This window comes from Methanogenium marinum, from assembly GCF_028912405.1.
Taxonomy (GTDB): Archaea; Halobacteriota; Methanomicrobia; order Methanomicrobiales; family Methanomicrobiaceae; genus Methanogenium; species Methanogenium marinum.
Genome location: NZ_JAKELO010000002.1, coordinates 1,801,471 through 1,818,079, shown reverse-complemented (window position 1 = coordinate 1,818,079; position 16,609 = coordinate 1,801,471). Strand labels below are relative to the sequence as shown.

The 16,609-nt window shown below is 45.9% G+C and carries 19 protein-coding genes; 9 read left to right on the top strand and 10 right to left on the bottom strand.

The genetic code is table 11. The features are described from left to right. Positions 1-42 precede the first annotated feature (42 nt). On the bottom strand, positions 43-1,179 hold the full coding sequence (locus L0665_RS09125; protein ID WP_274925373.1) for an iron ABC transporter substrate-binding protein: 1,137 nt from the start codon (positions 1,177-1,179) through the stop codon (positions 43-45). Between the two features lie 482 nt (positions 1,180-1,661). On the opposite strand from L0665_RS09125, the gene L0665_RS09120 reads away from it, so the two are divergent. Further along, the gene (locus tag L0665_RS09120; RefSeq protein ID WP_274925372.1) at positions 1,662-2,144 is read left to right on the top strand and encodes a peroxiredoxin; all 483 of its coding nucleotides are present in this window, start codon (positions 1,662-1,664) and stop codon (positions 2,142-2,144) included. Positions 2,145-2,422: 278 nt separating this feature from the next. Then, positions 2,423-2,947, top strand: a complete 525-nt coding sequence (locus tag L0665_RS09115; protein WP_274925371.1) for a hypothetical protein — start codon at positions 2,423-2,425, stop codon at positions 2,945-2,947. An 89-nt stretch (positions 2,948-3,036) separates the two neighbouring features. On the opposite strand, the gene L0665_RS09110 is transcribed toward L0665_RS09115, so the two are convergent. Further along, on the bottom strand, positions 3,037-3,246 hold the full coding sequence (locus tag L0665_RS09110) for a hypothetical protein (protein WP_274925370.1): 210 nt from the start codon (positions 3,244-3,246) through the stop codon (positions 3,037-3,039). Positions 3,247-3,359: 113 nt separating this feature from the next. Here L0665_RS09110 and L0665_RS09105 point away from each other — a divergent pair, with 113 nt between their 5' ends. Next, on the top strand, positions 3,360-4,238 hold the full coding sequence (locus L0665_RS09105; RefSeq protein ID WP_274925369.1) for a hypothetical protein: 879 nt from the start codon (positions 3,360-3,362) through the stop codon (positions 4,236-4,238). Here the strand turns inward: L0665_RS09105 and L0665_RS09100 are convergent. Continuing rightward, positions 4,222-4,419 carry a hypothetical protein gene (locus L0665_RS09100; protein ID WP_274925368.1) on the bottom strand — a complete coding sequence of 66 codons (198 nt, stop codon included), beginning with the start codon at positions 4,417-4,419 and terminating at the stop codon, positions 4,222-4,224. The genes L0665_RS09105 and L0665_RS09100 overlap by 17 nt on opposite strands. A 340-nt stretch (positions 4,420-4,759) precedes the next feature. Between L0665_RS09100 and L0665_RS09095 the strand changes: the two genes are divergently transcribed. The 3 genes from L0665_RS09095 to L0665_RS09085 all read left to right on the top strand — a co-directional run bounded on the left by L0665_RS09095 (position 4,760) and on the right by L0665_RS09085 (position 7,471). After that, positions 4,760-5,227, top strand: coding sequence for a hypothetical protein (locus L0665_RS09095; protein ID WP_274925367.1), 468 nt, complete (start codon positions 4,760-4,762; stop codon positions 5,225-5,227). Between the two features lie 42 nt (positions 5,228-5,269). Beyond that, complete coding sequence (locus L0665_RS09090; RefSeq protein ID WP_274925366.1) at positions 5,270-6,103, top strand: pyrroline-5-carboxylate reductase family protein; 834 nt, start codon at positions 5,270-5,272, stop codon at positions 6,101-6,103. A gap of 78 nt (positions 6,104-6,181) precedes the next feature. Next, positions 6,182-7,471, top strand: coding sequence for a BaiN/RdsA family NAD(P)/FAD-dependent oxidoreductase (locus tag L0665_RS09085; protein WP_274925365.1), 1,290 nt, complete (start codon positions 6,182-6,184; stop codon positions 7,469-7,471). A gap of 120 nt (positions 7,472-7,591) precedes the next feature. Here the strand turns inward: L0665_RS09085 and L0665_RS09080 are convergent, their stop codons facing one another. Then, on the bottom strand, positions 7,592-8,476 hold the full coding sequence (locus L0665_RS09080; protein WP_274925364.1) for a 4Fe-4S binding protein: 885 nt from the start codon (positions 8,474-8,476) through the stop codon (positions 7,592-7,594). A gap of 413 nt (positions 8,477-8,889) precedes the next feature. Here L0665_RS09080 and L0665_RS09075 point away from each other — a divergent pair, with 413 nt between their 5' ends. Continuing rightward, positions 8,890-10,368 carry a hypothetical protein gene (locus L0665_RS09075; protein WP_274925363.1) on the top strand — a complete coding sequence of 493 codons (1,479 nt, stop codon included), beginning with the start codon at positions 8,890-8,892 and terminating at the stop codon, positions 10,366-10,368. Positions 10,369-10,664: 296 nt separating this feature from the next. On the opposite strand, the gene L0665_RS09070 is transcribed toward L0665_RS09075, so the two are convergent. The 4 genes from L0665_RS09070 to L0665_RS09055 all read right to left on the bottom strand — a co-directional run bounded on the left by L0665_RS09070 (position 10,665) and on the right by L0665_RS09055 (position 13,180). After that, positions 10,665-11,141, bottom strand: a complete 477-nt coding sequence (locus tag L0665_RS09070; RefSeq protein ID WP_274925362.1) for a winged helix-turn-helix domain-containing protein — start codon at positions 11,139-11,141, stop codon at positions 10,665-10,667. 263 nt (positions 11,142-11,404) lie between these two features. After that, on the bottom strand, positions 11,405-12,124 hold the full coding sequence (locus tag L0665_RS09065) for a hypothetical protein (RefSeq protein WP_274925361.1): 720 nt from the start codon (positions 12,122-12,124) through the stop codon (positions 11,405-11,407). Between the two features lie 22 nt (positions 12,125-12,146). Next, on the bottom strand, positions 12,147-12,923 hold the full coding sequence (locus L0665_RS09060; RefSeq protein WP_274925360.1) for a PepSY domain-containing protein: 777 nt from the start codon (positions 12,921-12,923) through the stop codon (positions 12,147-12,149). Positions 12,924-12,937: 14 nt separating this feature from the next. Continuing rightward, positions 12,938-13,180 (bottom strand): hypothetical protein, encoded by a 243-nt coding sequence (locus tag L0665_RS09055; protein WP_274925359.1) that lies wholly within the window; start codon positions 13,178-13,180, stop codon positions 12,938-12,940. Between the two features lie 427 nt (positions 13,181-13,607). Here L0665_RS09055 and L0665_RS09050 point away from each other — a divergent pair, with 427 nt between their 5' ends. Next, positions 13,608-13,745 (top strand): hypothetical protein, encoded by a 138-nt coding sequence (locus L0665_RS09050; RefSeq protein WP_274925358.1) that lies wholly within the window; start codon positions 13,608-13,610, stop codon positions 13,743-13,745. Between the two features lie 378 nt (positions 13,746-14,123). On the opposite strand, the gene L0665_RS09045 is transcribed toward L0665_RS09050, so the two are convergent. Both L0665_RS09045 and L0665_RS09040 read right to left on the bottom strand, forming a co-directional pair. Beyond that, positions 14,124-15,746: a DEAD/DEAH box helicase gene (locus L0665_RS09045; RefSeq protein ID WP_274925357.1), complete on the bottom strand. Its 1,623-nt coding sequence runs from the start codon at positions 15,744-15,746 to the stop codon at positions 14,124-14,126. Between the two features lie 284 nt (positions 15,747-16,030). Further along, entirely contained in the window at positions 16,031-16,252 is a 222-nt protein-coding gene (locus tag L0665_RS09040; RefSeq protein ID WP_274925356.1) for a hypothetical protein, read from the bottom strand. A gap of 54 nt (positions 16,253-16,306) precedes the next feature. Between L0665_RS09040 and L0665_RS09035 the strand changes: the two genes are divergently transcribed. Continuing rightward, positions 16,307-16,564 carry a DUF2769 domain-containing protein gene (locus tag L0665_RS09035; protein WP_338036433.1) on the top strand — a complete coding sequence of 86 codons (258 nt, stop codon included), beginning with the start codon at positions 16,307-16,309 and terminating at the stop codon, positions 16,562-16,564. Positions 16,565-16,609: the final 45 nt, after the last annotated feature.

The window sequence follows — 16,609 nt, the reverse complement described above, 5'->3', positions numbered from 1 at the left end:
CAGTTCTGCAGCCGGTTTTTAGAAAAGAAGGTATATTGGTCATTACAGATTGGTCCGTTTGAATGCCATCCCGTCAAATAAGGCGTCCATCTCATCAAAGACCGGTTCTCCCACAAGGAATGTGTAAATTTCATCTGCTTTATTTGCCGGGTCAACATCTGAAAATTCCTCAGGATAGAGCACGGTGCCAATGAAGTAGGCATCTGCCATCACTGAACCGTGGTTAATAGAATAGCAGTTATACGGTAGCACACCGTACACCTCGCCTGCCTGCACGGCAGTCATCGCGGTATATGACGGGTCATCTCTCAGTTCATCGACGGCCGAGGGGGTGGTCTGGAGAGTGAAAAGGTCAACAAAGATTACCTCCGGATCAAAGGCAATTATTTTTTCCTGAGCAATATCAGCATGTGCAGTGTCAGGACCTTCAGAGAGTGTACGAGCATTGACAAACGCAAACGGTGGATATGCAGGTTCAGTTGACTGGAAACCGTGCGGGCCACGGTAGGCAACACCACCGACAAAGACTGTTGGGCGGTCTTCTTCTGCAATCCCCTGTGTTCGTGTATTAAGGTCAGCAGTGAGGTCATCAAAGTATGTGATCACCACTTCTGCCCGATCTTCATTTCCTAAGACGGTGCCCATGGTGCGGAGTGACTGATCCATATCAGCACGACCGGCACCGGGGTCACCATAGTTCAGGGCAACCACCGGAATACCAGTCTTCTCCTGCAATTCGTCAGCCTCCGATGCCTCGGTGCAGAAGGTCTTGAATATCACCTGCGGATTGGAGGCAACAATCTTCTCAGGGTCGTCATTCCCACGGAATTCACCGATCATCGGCAGGGAGGAAAATTGGGGATTTGCAAGAGCATAGGGACGTGCATCAAAGATACTCTCTTTTATCTCCATATCATCAACCCCGACGGCCCGATTCTCTGCCTGCAGATAGGTCAGGTAGCGCAGACAACCTGAGCCGGAACAGACAACACGTTCAGGAGCAACAGGAACGGTTACACTTCTGCCCATCCCGTCTGTGATAGTTATCAGACTAACAGATGCATCTTCTCCTCCAACCGGTGCGGCTGCAGTTGTTGATGTGTCGGTGCACCCTGCACAGAGTGCCACAGCAAGAATAAGACCGCATAACGCGGCTACAAATAACCCTGAATATTTCATGAGATCACTTCACACTTTTTTTACCTTTAGTAGCATCATTGATAAATATTTTCTATTTTGATCACACCAAATTTAACGTAAATAATAATTGTATGATTTATTCGACATAAGTGGATGGAATATATGATTTTCAAACCAGCAGAATCGTATTTTTTGTGTACGAATGATCCTGGATAAAATAACACAACAACTCTTATACGTACAATGGATATCGCAGATCACAAAGGGGAAATACGAAAGAAAAACACCCAATCCAGATTGAAATTATCTTTCACCAGGATTGATGTTCCCCATAAAACTGCCCCGGTGCCATAGTTTTAGTATACCCGCACACGATGCAGACTAAACCCAACCGCTACCCTCAAATCAATTTTTGTTTTGTGAATCCCTTATCCTGAGAAACAACAGACATGCAAAAAAATAGGTGAGAATGGAAACAATTATAAATAGTATCACGTAAGGTAATCCTCTTGTGAATCATCATGGTGGCACTTGAAGCCGGCACGCCGGCACCCGGATTCTGTCTTCCGGATAAAAATAATACTGAAATCTGCCTGAATACCTTTGCAGGGAAATGGGTTGTTCTCTATTTTTACCCAAAGGATAACACGCCCGGCTGCACAACAGAGGCAAAAGGTTTCAATGAGGAACTGGATGCATTTTCCCACCTGAATGCAGTAGTCCTCGGAATCAGTGCAGACTCCTGCCAGAGTCACGCAAAGTTCGCCGGCACCCATGGCCTAAAGATTATCCTCCTCTCGGATGAATCACACGCAGTCATCAAGGAATACTTAGCATGGCGGCCGAAAAAGATTCTGGGGCGTGAGATGTTGGGAATTGTGCGGACAACCTACATTATAGACCCCGATGGTATCATCTGTGAATCGTGGTCCCGTGTCAAGGTGACCGGTCATGTTGATGCGGTCAAAAACCGGCTGGAAGAACTGCAGGCATCATCTGAATAAAGATACTTTTTACTCTTTTTTAAATTCCATCTCCCACGTTTTGACAACCGGATAAAACGTTCCGGTGACAGGCAGAGATTCACCACTATCCCGGACACCCTGTATATTTCAGAAAATCCGGACATTCAGAATATGTCCTCACATATTTACCACAAAGCCCACCGTCCCTCCCTTTTCACCCAAAAGATATGACAAACAGGGACGACAATTACCCCTCCATGTGACAACATATCACAGTGTCCGGCAGATTCATCATCAGTGAAACCTATTCAACCCCCATGGTGACAGGATTCCGGTTCCCGGAAATAACTGCTGAAACACTTTCCGGGAAGAAAAAAACACTCCCAGATGCAGCAAAGGGGGCCCCGGCACTCATTGTCGTTGCATTTGTCCGCGAGGCTCAGGATATGATAGATTCCTGGGTAATCCCCATCAAAGAGGAGTTTAAGGGGAGAGAAAAAATCGTAATCTATGAGATCCCGGTCATACGTTCAGCCATCTGGCGGCCAATGCGAATAATGATTGATGGGGGAATGCGTTCAGGAATTCCGGAAGCAGACCATGACTATGTAATGACCGTTTATGGCAGTGCATCTGAACTCACCGAACCCCTGGAGATAGCAGACCCGACATCGGCATATCTCTATCTCATCGACAGAAACGGTATCATCCGCTGGGAAGGAAGAGATTTTGCAGAGACACAGACCCTCTTTCGTCTGAGGGAGATGATACACAAATGTCTCAGGCAGGGGATAAACACAAAAGAAGAGGGAGAGAGGAACAAAACTGTTCCTCTCCCATAATTATCCAATAAATTCATCAATACGGGGTACCAGGTTAACCGTTCCCCGGCTTACCGGTTCCACATACTTCTGGCTGCAAATCGGATGGATTACATCTCCTTCGCTTTCGTGTACCCATCATACATGCTGTAGATCCAGACAATGACATACAGAGGAATAGTAATAAGCGTGAACGAGAAGAATCCAAAGATCACTGCTGCAACGAAGAGCAGAACAGCTTTCAGAAACTGTCCGGTATACAACTGTCCAAGTCCCGGAATAAAGAATGAAAATACCACTGCGAGAAGGGGGGATGCCATAATAAATGAAATATTCATTTCAATGCAGATGAATCTGGTGATCGGTGTAGAATATCTATGCTATTGAAACGAACAGCAAAAAGAATATACCACTCTTTTTCTAACATCTCAGGGTGAAAGCAGACACCGGGCCAATTACCACAATTATCTCAATCTTTATTGCAGCAGCTCTCATCTCTTCTGTGATTTTTACAGCAGGATGTCTCCATACAGAGGAGTCGCCTGCACCCACTTGTGATGATACCGCAGCACACGCCGAAATGCAACAGATTCTCAGCACCCTCCAGGGTGACATCAATACCCGGCTCCTGATACTGGATACAACAGCGGCAGAAACAGCAGGAGAACTTTCAGAAATGGGTCTTGATGCTTCATGTGCGTGCAATTATGTGCCACTCTCTACACTCCTCTATGCTGCCCCCTCCTGTAAAACCGTGATCACCGTCGGCAGAGACGGAACCGTCCTCACGGGACTGCCGGCATCAAAGACAGATATGCTCATCGGGAAGAACCTTGGAAACCAGACCGTTATTCAGGAATTATTTTCCACCAGACAGGCACTTATGAGTGACCTTTTCCCCCTTGCACAGGGAGGATATGCTTCTGTCATTGAATACCCGGTATTTAACGAAGAAGAAAAGCTGGCAGGCCTTGTGAGTCTTTCGTTTGCACCGGATGTAATCATCGGGGAATATGCAGTCCCTGCTGTTGAAGACACGCCATATACCATCATGGCAGCCCAGACAGACGGACGTGTCCTCTATGACGCAGACCCGGAAGAAATCGGCAAAGAGACCTTTAACGAATCCCTCTATGAAGATTTCCCGGAAATACTTGACTTTGCACACCACTATGCGGGGAACTGGTCAGGGTATGACACGTATGCATTCTATGACACCGGTTTTGGTGAAGTTGTACAGAAAGAAGCCTACTGGACCACTATCGGGATACATGGCACAGAGTGGCGGCTCATTATCATCCGGGAAACCTGAAAAATACAGCCAGAATATAAAATACCCAACCATTCCATACATTTTTTGATTCTGTTGATGAAGCCATATCTCTGCCGTTCAAAATATCATTTCCGGGAGGAATCCATCCGACAGGGGTGTTGATTAACGAAAATTTCAATAGTACCGCCTCATATTTTGCTCCCGCAAATCCGTTTGCCATGCAACCTTGAGGTGCAAACCACTATATTTCCAATTTTCTAATATATTTTCGATCAGAGGAGTGTGCACCCCGTATAACCCGCTAAGAATCCATACCAAGAATGGTGTACAATTATCTGGTTGAAAGAAGAGTATCATCCTATATTCTACCAATTAAAACCGTCCTTTTTTTCAAAACATACGTGAATCTGGGAATGTTTCGCATAAATTGCCTGATGAAAAGATTTGAATAAAGCAATTCAATTACTCATCACCAATAGAGAGAACACCGGAACGACAATGACCCTGATGACATCGACGGAACGTATAGTCCCGGATATGTTTGCAGCTTTGGAGTAGCTTTGCACACAAAAACAGCCAATATTGCAAAACTAAACAACGGACAAATTGCCCTTTATATTCCTAAATATGAGACTATAATAGATAGATATACAGAGAATACAGGTACTTTGCATACTTTGCACGGATCATACAGCAATCCTGATTTAGCATCCGATGGGAGTGGTTGTGCCTGTGATCCCTGCACAATTGCAAAGAGATCCAGAAATCCTTCAATGAGAAGTCCAATTGCTGATTCTGGCCATATTTCCCAGAATTATCTTTACAAACCGGATTACAAAGCTGTGCAAAGCTATACAAACATGCAAAGAACAACGGGAAACAGGATCACCCCCCGCACGGACGGCATATTCTTTGGGACTGCCACAAATCAACGTCAATTCGATGGAACCATCTCGGGGCTGAAAACATACGGCAGGACTCTGACGGACGATGAAATATCTGCTCATGCTGCAACCGGACATCCCTGAACGGGGATGAAAATAAGAACCAAAAAAGTAAGATATAGGGTAATGGACACACGTATTGGAATCATCGGGACAGGGAGCATGGGGCGGATGCTCATCCGGTCATTTCTCAGAGGGGGGGCAGCAGTTCCACAACAACTCTGTGCCTCAAACCGGACACCGGAGGCACAAAACGCAATTGCCGCAGAGACAGGAATACAGACAGCAGACAACAACCGCACACTTGTGAAGGACGCGGGTGTCATCATCCTCTGTGTCAGACAGCCGGACGTGGTGCCGGCCATGGAGGAAATAAAAGACCTCCTGACAGACGATAAACTGCTTATTTCGATTGCATCGGATGTACCCCTGAGCGAGCTCGAAGCCCTGACTTCGGCACGGGTAGTGCGGGTGATACCCTCTGTCACCTCAGAACAGCTGAAGGGAGTATCACTCATCGTTTTTTCTGAACGCACAACAAAGGCAGACAGGGAACGGGTAATCTCCCTCTTTGGGGCCATCGGCACTCCGGCCATCATATCTGAACAGGACATTGAATCGTATACCACCCTCACCAGCTGTGCCCCTGCATTTTTTGCGGAGATGATTCACGAATTTGCCGTATCTGCATCCCGGATGACAGGGATTCCTGCAGACGAAGCAGAAGCACTTTCCCGCGAGACATTCATCGGAACGGCCGCTCTGCTGGAAATTCCCGGGACAGCGTGTACAGATATCGTCAGTCGTGTCGCCACCCCCGGAGGAATAACCGAAGAAGGAGTGAACGTTCTGACCTGTCGCTTCCCTGCAGTCTGCGATGAGATATTTGCTGCAACCGGGAGAAAACATGCAACTTTCCGAAATGCATCTTCAGAAAATACCAATACCGAAGGAAATTAGTCACCTTCCACACAAAGGGGGCAACGCCCTGTAAAAGATAATACGGCATAAATACCAACGAATACTGACCCAACAGATATGACATACGAAGATAGTTCCACCACCAGAAACATTGCCGAAACTGACACCATATATACCGCCATCGTCATCGGAGGCGGGCCTGCCGGACTCTTCTGTGCCTGCCATGCCGGGGGGGGCAACAAACGGATTCTGGTCCTTGAGAAGATGTCATCCTGTGGCAAAAAACTCTGCATCACCGGCGCAGGCAAATGTAATCTCACCCATACCGGAACAATGAACGAATTCATTTCCCATTACGGGGAAGGAGGGAAATTTCTCCGGTCTGCCCTGATGAACTTCAAAAACACTGACTTGCTGGAATTTTTCAACGAACGCGGGTTTTCTTTTACCGCCGATGAGAACGGCAAATACTTTCCAAAAGACAATGGCACTGCAAAGGACGTTCTCTCTCTCCTCCTCACAGAATGCACCAGAAAATGTGTTGAGATCCGGTGCGGGGAATCTGTCCTTGAAATCGAACATTCAGACGATCTGTTCTCCGTTAAAACAGGAAATGCTACCTATACCACAGAAAATGTTGTGCTTGCAACCGGCGGTGCCTCATACCCGGCAACCGGATCGGCGGGTGACGGATATACCCTTGCAGGAATGCTGGGACTGCCCGTCACAGAGACGGGGCCTGCCCTCGCTGCCCTCCTCATCCGGAATTATCCCTTCCGTGACCTGACCGGCATCTCATTTGACAACGTCCCGCTCTCCCTGTACCACGATGGTAAAAAAAATCAGCAGGTAACAGGAGATATCATCTTCACCATCAACGGCATTTCCGGCCCCGGTGCCCTGCACATCTCCCGGTATGTGCGGCCCGGTGATATCCTGCACGTGGGATTTGTGGCAGGTAAAGATGAGGTGGGAGCAAGAAAAGAACTGACTACCACCATAGCAGATGGAAAAAATCATCAGGTGAATACAGTCCTTTCCGGAACAGAAGCTCCCGCCCGGTTTATCCTTCGCCTGCTTGAACTTTCAGGGATCCCGCGTGATGCCACCTGTGCCCACCTCACCAAAACTGACAGAAATACCCTCATCAGATACCTGACAGACTTTCCATTCACTGTGGCAGGAACAGAAGGATATGCAACGGCAATGGCGACACGGGGCGGCGTGGCACGGGACGCCATACGGCAGAAAACCATGGAGGCAAAAGCAGTGACCGGCCTCTTCTGCATCGGAGAAGTCCTTGACATCGATGGTGACACCGGCGGATATAACCTGCAGGCAGCTTTTTCAACCGGTGCGCTTGCTGCAAAAGCCATTGTATCAGGAAAATCAGGCAGGAAGACATAACCAAATACATAAGGGATGCCCAACTGGCAGGAGAAAAAAATCCAGTGCCGGTAATATATCGTGTCAGACCATCGGAACGACACGATAAATATGAATTTTTTTCTATTAAATTATGAAAAATCAGGGAGTGTTTTCTGCCTGTTCCTTCTCATCGGGGATGCCTGCTGCAGACCATCTACCTGTTGAACGCCGATACACAAGGGCACCTTCCACCGGGCATACCTCAATACACCGGCCGCACATATAACACTCCGATTTCAGGTCACCAACCTTTGCCTCATTGGTGGGACAGGCCTTTTCACATAATCCACATTCAATACATTTGTCTGTGCGCCGGAATTTAAAGGAGCTCACCGCTGCAGTGAGAGAGAGGAGCAGCCCATACGGACAGATAAACCGACAGAACGGCCGGTATACCACCATTGAAAGAAGCAACACTCCAAGAAATACATAAAATAAAACGGACGTCACATCAAGTGAAAAGAACTCCTGCAAGCCAAAATAATCGATAATGCCGACAGACCACCCGAACGCTGCTGCAAGAACAATTACAAAAACGACCGCCCGGATAACACGAGAAATGGTATTCAGGTTCTGCCCGAATTTGGGCAGTGGAACAAGAGAAGCAAGTTCCTGGATTGCACCGGCGGGGCAGATATGCCCACAAAATATCCTTCCAAAGACAAGTGAGAGAAGCAGAAGCAGAATCAATCCAAAAGCCGCCGCCTGGAGGGACGCACCAAGGGAGGTGACATCGCGAAGAATCAGCTGCTGGAAGTTGTGGGGTGCAACGGGTGCAAAAATAAGGAAACCCAGTGCTGTTGAGATGAGTAAAAATACCAATGCCTTTTTGCGATTTATTTTCCCGGTGTACCAGAGTATCCCCAGTGCAATTATTACCACAATTGCGTACGCAAACCCTGCCACCCGGGGAATGAGATTCACAGCACCTGCTCCACTTCCACTACCGAGACCTTTCCCTAAACCTCCACCTTCTCCACTCATGTACCATTACCTCTCCACAACACCGTTATGTGATATAGTCCGATTTCCGGCAGAGGAGAAATACTTTATCTAAAGATTCGGGTGATATTTTCCGGCAAAAGAAAAGGGCAGGTTCCAATACCTTCAGTAAAAAAATCGAGATTTGTCTCTGAAAACTCAGAAATCACCACAAATCGGTAATCTGATTCCCTACACATTCACATGAAACCTTTATTGCCACTCAGGAGGAGGATACAAAGAGAGATGCTGGCAGAAACAGAAAACAGGGATACATGGCAGACTGAGGCAGATACCTCCGCCCAACAAACCAATTCTATATACCCGCCCGGCCCCCTTGCAACCTCTGTTCAGGTGGGACTTATCGTAACAGAACACCACTTCACCGCTGGCCCTGTACTGAAGACAATAAAAAATTGTTCCTTCGCATCGAAAATAGCCTCGCCGGCACACCGCATTCTTACCGGTTCATTCTCCCTCACCAGGCAGGGCCGGAGCACACCATTCTTGAGGCACTGCTTGCAGACAGTATATGGGAAGGCATTTCACCCCCTGAAATAGTCCTCATTTATTGTGGGGAAAATGAACCGGATCATACAACTGATCCGTTTGAGGGGGACATAGCCCACACCATTGAAAGAGTCCGTGCCGAAAATGCAACCCCGGGGTTCAACCCGGTCCATGACACAATCATCGACTGGTGCACGCTTGCCCTTCTTATCGGGGAGTGGGAACCCGGTGCAAATCTTTACAAACCAGGGAGCGTCTTTGATCTTGCACGAAATCATGGACGGACTATTTTTGCAGTTGATCCGATGAATGGCAGGCATTATGAACTGCCCCATGACGATATGATCTTCGATTCCTATGCACAGCTCAATCAGTACAACACAGAAAATGTAAATCTCTCCGATTATTCTGCCACATACCAGCGATACATCACATCTCTGCATGAGGAAACGGTGGTGGCATCACTGGATGACACGGTTCTGGAACCCATTTATGGATCTTTACTCCCTTACTTTACCCAGACCCGTCTTTTAGCAAAGAAATATCAGCGTCTGCACACATGGACCGGCACGCTTGTCACCCTCCTTGCCGCCCTTGCTGTTGCCACGATTACATTCCAGACACTTTTTCTCCCGGAGTTGCCCTGGCTGGTTTGGGTTGAGGTGTTGGAGATCTCCTTTATCATACTCCTGATGTATGCATCACGCCATGGGGATTTCCACCGCAGATGGATTGATTACAACTTCCTCGCCGAACGCCTGCGTGCAGCATTCTTTCTCTGCATCATCTGTATCCAGTGTGAAAAACCGGATACACCCCCCCACATGAGTATGGCCCACCGCCCAAACGACTGGATGGTGATGGCATTTGAGGAGATAATGGCCACACGGCCCATCTCTTTCTGCCGCCTTGATATTCCGTATGTGCCCATCAAAAAATTCTTCCGCTCAGCATGGGTAACAAACCGCCTCACGTTTTATGAAAAAGCACGGAAATCTGCACAACGTACATACACACTGCTGACCTATGCAGGTGTAGCAATCTTTTTTGTCACACTCATACTTGCGGTTCTTCATGCAACCGGTATCGGTCACTGGGAAACAGATTACCCGTTTCGCGTTCCCATGATTCTGGCCTTCTTTACTATCACCCTCCCCGCCGTTGGTTCAGCCATAGCTGCACTCCGTCTCCAGCGGGAATATCAGCGCAATGCTGAACGATATGCACACACCGTCCGCCACATCACTGCCATCAGAAACCAGATTCAGCATGCGAAGAACATGAAGGACCTCTGCCAATTCCTTGAGGAGATGAATGAGGTCACGCTTCGGGAACAACAAGACTGGCGTATCATCTTCCGTTTCCGCCGGGTAGAGGCGATGTAGAAACACGGTCTGCAACACAGAGAGTAAAACGTCAAAAGGAAAGGACTTTTCTCACATTCTGCATTATGTGCATCAGGTTCACATCCGAATTCTTTTGCACAGATTTTTCACGAGGTTCTTTTCAAATGTCTTATTCTGCCGTTTGTGCATCGGGTCGGAATGGTACATGACCCATTTTTGTTTGATACCGCCATATTCGCTGGAAAATTCGTGATATGAATAGCGCTCATCAAAAGCAGGGGAGAACGTACAATCTGATTTTACCAGTTCTTTTGAAATTTTTGGCTGGACAGAATTTATATTGAATTCCTTTTCTTTGCTTTTCTCAAACGGAAAAGAGTATACCAGAGTGCAATTGCCAGAATAAGGAGCAGTTCACCTATGATTAACATCAGAGGATCATGAATCGTACTGGTATCCTGAACAGTATAGCCGCATACATATGAGTGAATAAAAAACAAACCGGCAGTAAGGGTAAAAATTGATGTGCCGAGCAACAATAATATTCTGTGTCCTTTTTCCGGATGGAGAATGCGTTGTGCTTTTGAGGTAAGAGAATAGGTACGCCATTTTCTGCTACCATCCACTTTTATGAGCCCGGAATCTATTAAAATGCCAAGATGCTGGTGGACAGTAGACCTGGCAAGATCGAGTTCTCCTGCAAGGTCGTTTATACTATTCCCTGACCGGTCATCAAGTGCCTTTAATATGGCTATCCTAACGTCTGAGGATAAAGCAGTGATGTCTTCCCGATTGAGTGCAATATCATTCATATCTGAATTATCTCCGAGAGACCCCCAGGGATATAATAGTATAATATTTTCCGAACAAAGAGTTTTGTGGATTGCATCTTCACTACAATCCCCCATAAATCGGCGGTTCACAGATTGTAGTAAAAGTATGGAAAATATTACCTCAGGAATTCATAGTGAACTACCTCTGGGCTAAAGACCAGGGGGTTTTACGCTTTACTAATAAATCCTAAAATAAAATGGTGTGACAATATCTCAAAAATAGTTGGATGTGGTTGTTTTTTTCACCTTCCACGAATTGTTGGTGCCGATCCCAGTTCCGGTGCATCCTTTCCTTTTAGTATAAATTTTACATCTCCGGATGGCAGCCCTCCATGATTGGAATAATAAGTGCATGAAGTGCTGTTTTTCCCGGTGAAAGTATATGGGGCACGCATTTTGATCGTAAGACGACGAATTTCTTCCTTTTCGGGTTTTAAAAGTTCAGCCACAATCCGTACTTCATCTGATTTTCCGGCTGAAATATTGTCTATACGCACCTCTTTTGTGATGAAAGACACGGTCCCCCCCTCTGGATAACCGGTGGTTTCATTCAGGTTTTGTGTCCATACTGTCATATTGAGGATAGCACTCTCACAATCTTTCCCTGCAGTATTCCAGACTAAAAAATCAATGCTGAGATTATTACCCTCAACTGTTATATCGGGTGTATACCACATATCTTCCGGGTGTGACATATTGGGGCTGTAGCGGTCTCCGATATTTATTGCCCGGCTCCATTTGTCCTCATCCTGGATATGCCAGCTTCCTCCCTTATCTTCATCATAAATTATGACCGAAGATTTATAATCCAGACCAAATGGCATTATCCACCGGTCAATTTTGAGAGGTTCCTGCACATGGTTTGATTTTAGATTAAATTCACTGACTATGAAATAATTTGCGGAAATAATGAGAATTATGGTAGCAATAAGGGCTACCCAGATCCAGACCTTTGAATGCATTGTACCATCCTGTGATATACGGTCAGAGGTATGGGCTGGTCATCAGCACCTCTCCTGTCAATGCATCAATTACTACCAGCCCCCCCTGAAGGACATGATCCTCAGGCTTACCTTTCATTGTAATTACCCATGTCAGAGACTGAACGTCCGGTTTTGTATATTCTATGGATAATTCGGCTGTTGTTTCAGTAACCCTTATGTCAGGGAATTGTTTTTCCGCAATTTTTAAGGCATCCTCTTCTGAGAGCTCAGGTTCAAGTACGCAATTAATCTCTCGCTGAATTCCTATATATGACACTATCCTGCCGGATGCAGGATGAATATTTACAACAACTGTATTTGGTGTCAAGACTCCTTCAATATTTTCTCTCCAAATAAATGAATTCTCACTGCCTGCATCACCATGATTCTCTGAATCAGATTTTATAAGCTGCATATTCATGTCAGCAAAGCCACAGTATTTCTCTTCTGCATACTCCCTTGCAACCATTTCTGCCCCGGCATAATCAAGCCGAATTTCACCAGACGATTTCCGGGCATCAATAAAAGATGAACGCTCAATCACGCCCGTGTACATATTGACATATACCTGACCATTGCCTGTGCTGAATGTATAATAATCACCTAGATTCAGGCATTCGGTATTCTGATACTGTATATTGACTGATGGATCATTAACAAATTCCTGTACTTTTTCTTTTGCAATGTCCACCCCGATTGGAGCTGTGGCTATAACTGCATACACCGCTAAAATAGTAACAAATATACACATAATTGCGATAATAAATTCTTTTTTCATTTTCAAATCACCTCTCAATAGACTCCATAACGTGCAGGAGTAAGGTAACTATTGTAACTGCCTGAGATTTCATAGGTATCAACCCCATGGTAGCCGGTAGGCCATTGCGAAAAGCAGCCATCTTTTGCATTTCTTGCAGCATCTGAAACTGTCTCACCATTCCGGACACGATCCCAGAAACCTTCGGACCAGCATTTCCCGTTTTCAACTTCTATCTCACCATCAAACCCGATACAGATGTCTGCACCTTTATCCATAGTCTGCTGGGCAAGATGTCCATTGTATGGGTTGTAGTGGGATGAGAAACATGCAAGGTAGACAACAAGCAGGACATCCTTGATATCAGTTCCATAATCGCTGATGTAATACTGGTAGTCCCCGGGATAGTGACCATCAGTATTAGCCAGAATCCAGGATTCAGTGGAGAAATTAATTCCATTTCATTGCTATTTCTCCACTTGTAGTAACACCGTATTATTACCCTGAAGCAATATTTTATTCAGAAGATGAACCTATAAACCCCTACGCGGTCGTTCGGAAAAAACCGAACGAATCTTAAATATTTCCATTTACGTGCATGGTTGAAAAGGTATGAAAATCTCCAGCACTAATATAGGTGATAACACTTCATGAAACCTGACTTTCAGATCATATAAACTCTGCAATGAAAAGTTGGCAAAGGTAATGCTCAGCAATTCAAACCCAAAGAACAATGATCCGTATGACGACTTCTTTGACGGTCTCTGCAGGAATTTCAATATCGAAAGAATCGCTGCAAAACAATCCATAAAACCCATAAATTCAAAAGGTGAGTCATTGTAAACGTTCACCGAAAATTGATTCAGTGTGACGGGAAAAGCTATATCGATGGATTGAGATTATCCTATCCAAAATATGTGACAATACTAAATTTGGAGGGCATATCTAGCATAATTTTGGGACACTGTCGGAAAATCCAGTTATTCCAGTTATAATTGGTCATCCTTAAGCAGCAATTACTTTTTCAGCTGATTTGAACTGAGACAATCTATTTCGTAATCTCCTATCACTGAAAAATCCGACAGTGCCCATACCATATGTGGGCAGAGAAGTTCCTCAAAATAAGGACATTCTGCCCGAGCAGAAAATATCATCTGCCGTACACGATACAGGAAATTTGCCTGACCTGTAATTCTGGTTCACCGGGCACAAAAAAAATATTTAGTATCTTCTTTTCCGGGAATTTTCATTCTTTGGACAGTCATATCCAAGAGCTTTCCCATTGACAAGTTTGGTGCCACCGATGGACTTACCGATCATTCCCTCGACAACCTGCTTTGCCTTCTCCTGTGGTACTTCCAGCAGGGAGTATGTATCAAAGATGTTAATTGCACCAATTTCCTTTCCGGTGATGCCTGTCTCTCCGGTGATAGCGCCGACAATATCCTTTGGCCGGATACGATCTTCCCTGCCCAGGTTCATGCAGAGCTGAACAACGCCTGACTGACCGAAACTATCTGCCTGAATGGAGGAGTTGTCATCCGTATCATTACCGGTATCCAGTTTCATCTTCAGCAGTGCTGCAGCAATATCAAGGGAGGTGTAGCCTTCAACCATGATCTGCTCGACTATCTCAACGTACTTATCATTTTCACTGTCATCTGAGGTCTCCTTAATCTTCTCAACCAGGTTGCGCATGCGGGTACGTTCAACGTCCCGGGCAGTTGGAAGCGGAATTGCAGTGATTTTGATATGTGCATACTTCTGGATAGACCGGAGTTTGTAGATCTCCTTCGGTCCGACAAAGGTAATAGAGCGTCCTTCACGTCCTGCACGTGCTGTCCGTCCAATGCGGTGCACATAATACTCCACATCCTGCGGAACATCGAAGTTGATGACAAGGTCCACATCATCCACATCAATTCCACGTGCTGCAACATCAGTTGCAATAAGGACATCAATTGCACCCTTGCGGAACTTTGCCATCACACGGTCACGCTGTGACTGCTTCATATCACCGTGGAGCGCCTCTGAGAAGTATCCACGTGTCTGAAGCTGGGTCGTCAGCTCGTCTACAGCACGCTTGGTATTACAGAAGACAAGGGCAAGTTCTGGATCGTACATCTCAAGAATACGGCAGAGAACTTCGTTTTTCTCACGGTTGCGCACTTCAAGATAAAGCTGCTCAATCTGTGGAACCGTCAGTTCACGGTGCTGAACACGCACAAACTCCGGATTATTCTGGAACCGGCGGGAAATCTCCTTGATTGGGGCAGGAATCGTTGCAGAGAAGAGAACAGTCTGTCGCTCTTTGGGAGTTTCTGCGAGAATCTTCTCAATATCATCCCTGAATCCCATATCAAGCATCTGGTCAGCCTCATCGAGGACTACCATCTTTACATCTTTAAGGGAGAGTGTCCCACGATCGAGGTGATCGAGTACACGTCCGGGAGTACCAACCACAATCTGCACACCTACTCTCAGTGCCCGGAACTGACGATCGATGGGCTGCCCACCATAGACAGGAAGGATGTGCATACCCTTTATGTATTTTGCAAGCCGGTTAAATTCTTCAGCTGTCTGAATTGCAAGTTCACGGGTCGGTGAAAGGACAATTACCTGTGTCTTTCTGGAGGCCAGATCAACAATATGCAGTGCCGGAATACCGAATGCTGCAGTCTTTCCGGTACCAGTCTGTGCCTGTCCGGTCACGTCCTTTCCTTCAAGAATGGGGGGGATTGCCTGCGCCTGTATTGGCGTTGGCTCCTCGAATCCCATATCTTCTATTGCCTTGATTATTTCCGGTGATATGGGAAATGTCGAGAAGCGAAAAAAGTTTTCCATTCTATAATAATGTAGGCTAATACTTCTTTATACGTTGCATTGATGAGGGGTCTTTACTCCTGGACAGCACCGCCAGAAGAGGAAGAACACCAGTTCATTGAATATTATCAAAATTGTCGCCTGAAATCTGCATTAAAATCAAAATTGTTAACCCATTTAAGGTAGATTATTAGATAATTTGCACCAGACATGGCTGATGTTAGCCATACATGCATTGAACGAAAAAATGCGAATGTATGCCATTCAGTTCATGCTGTCCCACGTGATTTTTCTGATTCTCAAAATTATGTATAAGGAGTATATACCCTCTGCTGGAAGACTATATCGCCAAACCTTTCCAGAGGAAATATTAGATTCCATTCACCCTTCCAGCTCAGGAGAATAGAGTGATTCGGATATTCAACAGGACATTCAACCGTTTTAAAGCCAAATTCATCCATTCCCCATCCAAACCAATCATTCCCATGCAGGATGCTACCAACACACATGAATATCCGATAGATCATGAACATCGATCATTTTAATACTATAACAAGGGACTAAGGGTATCCATTCGCTGAATGGAAAGGGGGATTAATATGAAAGTACCAGACACACCAGAAAATCTGGAAATCTGTAAACGATTTTGCGGGCCCTGCCCAACATTCCAGGAGAACAAGCTGATGGACGTTGAACCACATGCACTCTTCTGTGCACGTGGTCCGACAAAAAAGACAGACTGCGTAAACAAGGGTTGTAACTGTCCGGAATGTGAAGTATTTAAAAAATATGGCCTTACAGGCGGATGGTTCTGCCTGCATCCACCAAAAGAAGAGTGAATAACCGGCAGTATTTACCGCACCAGATGGATGGCATAGTCCGGG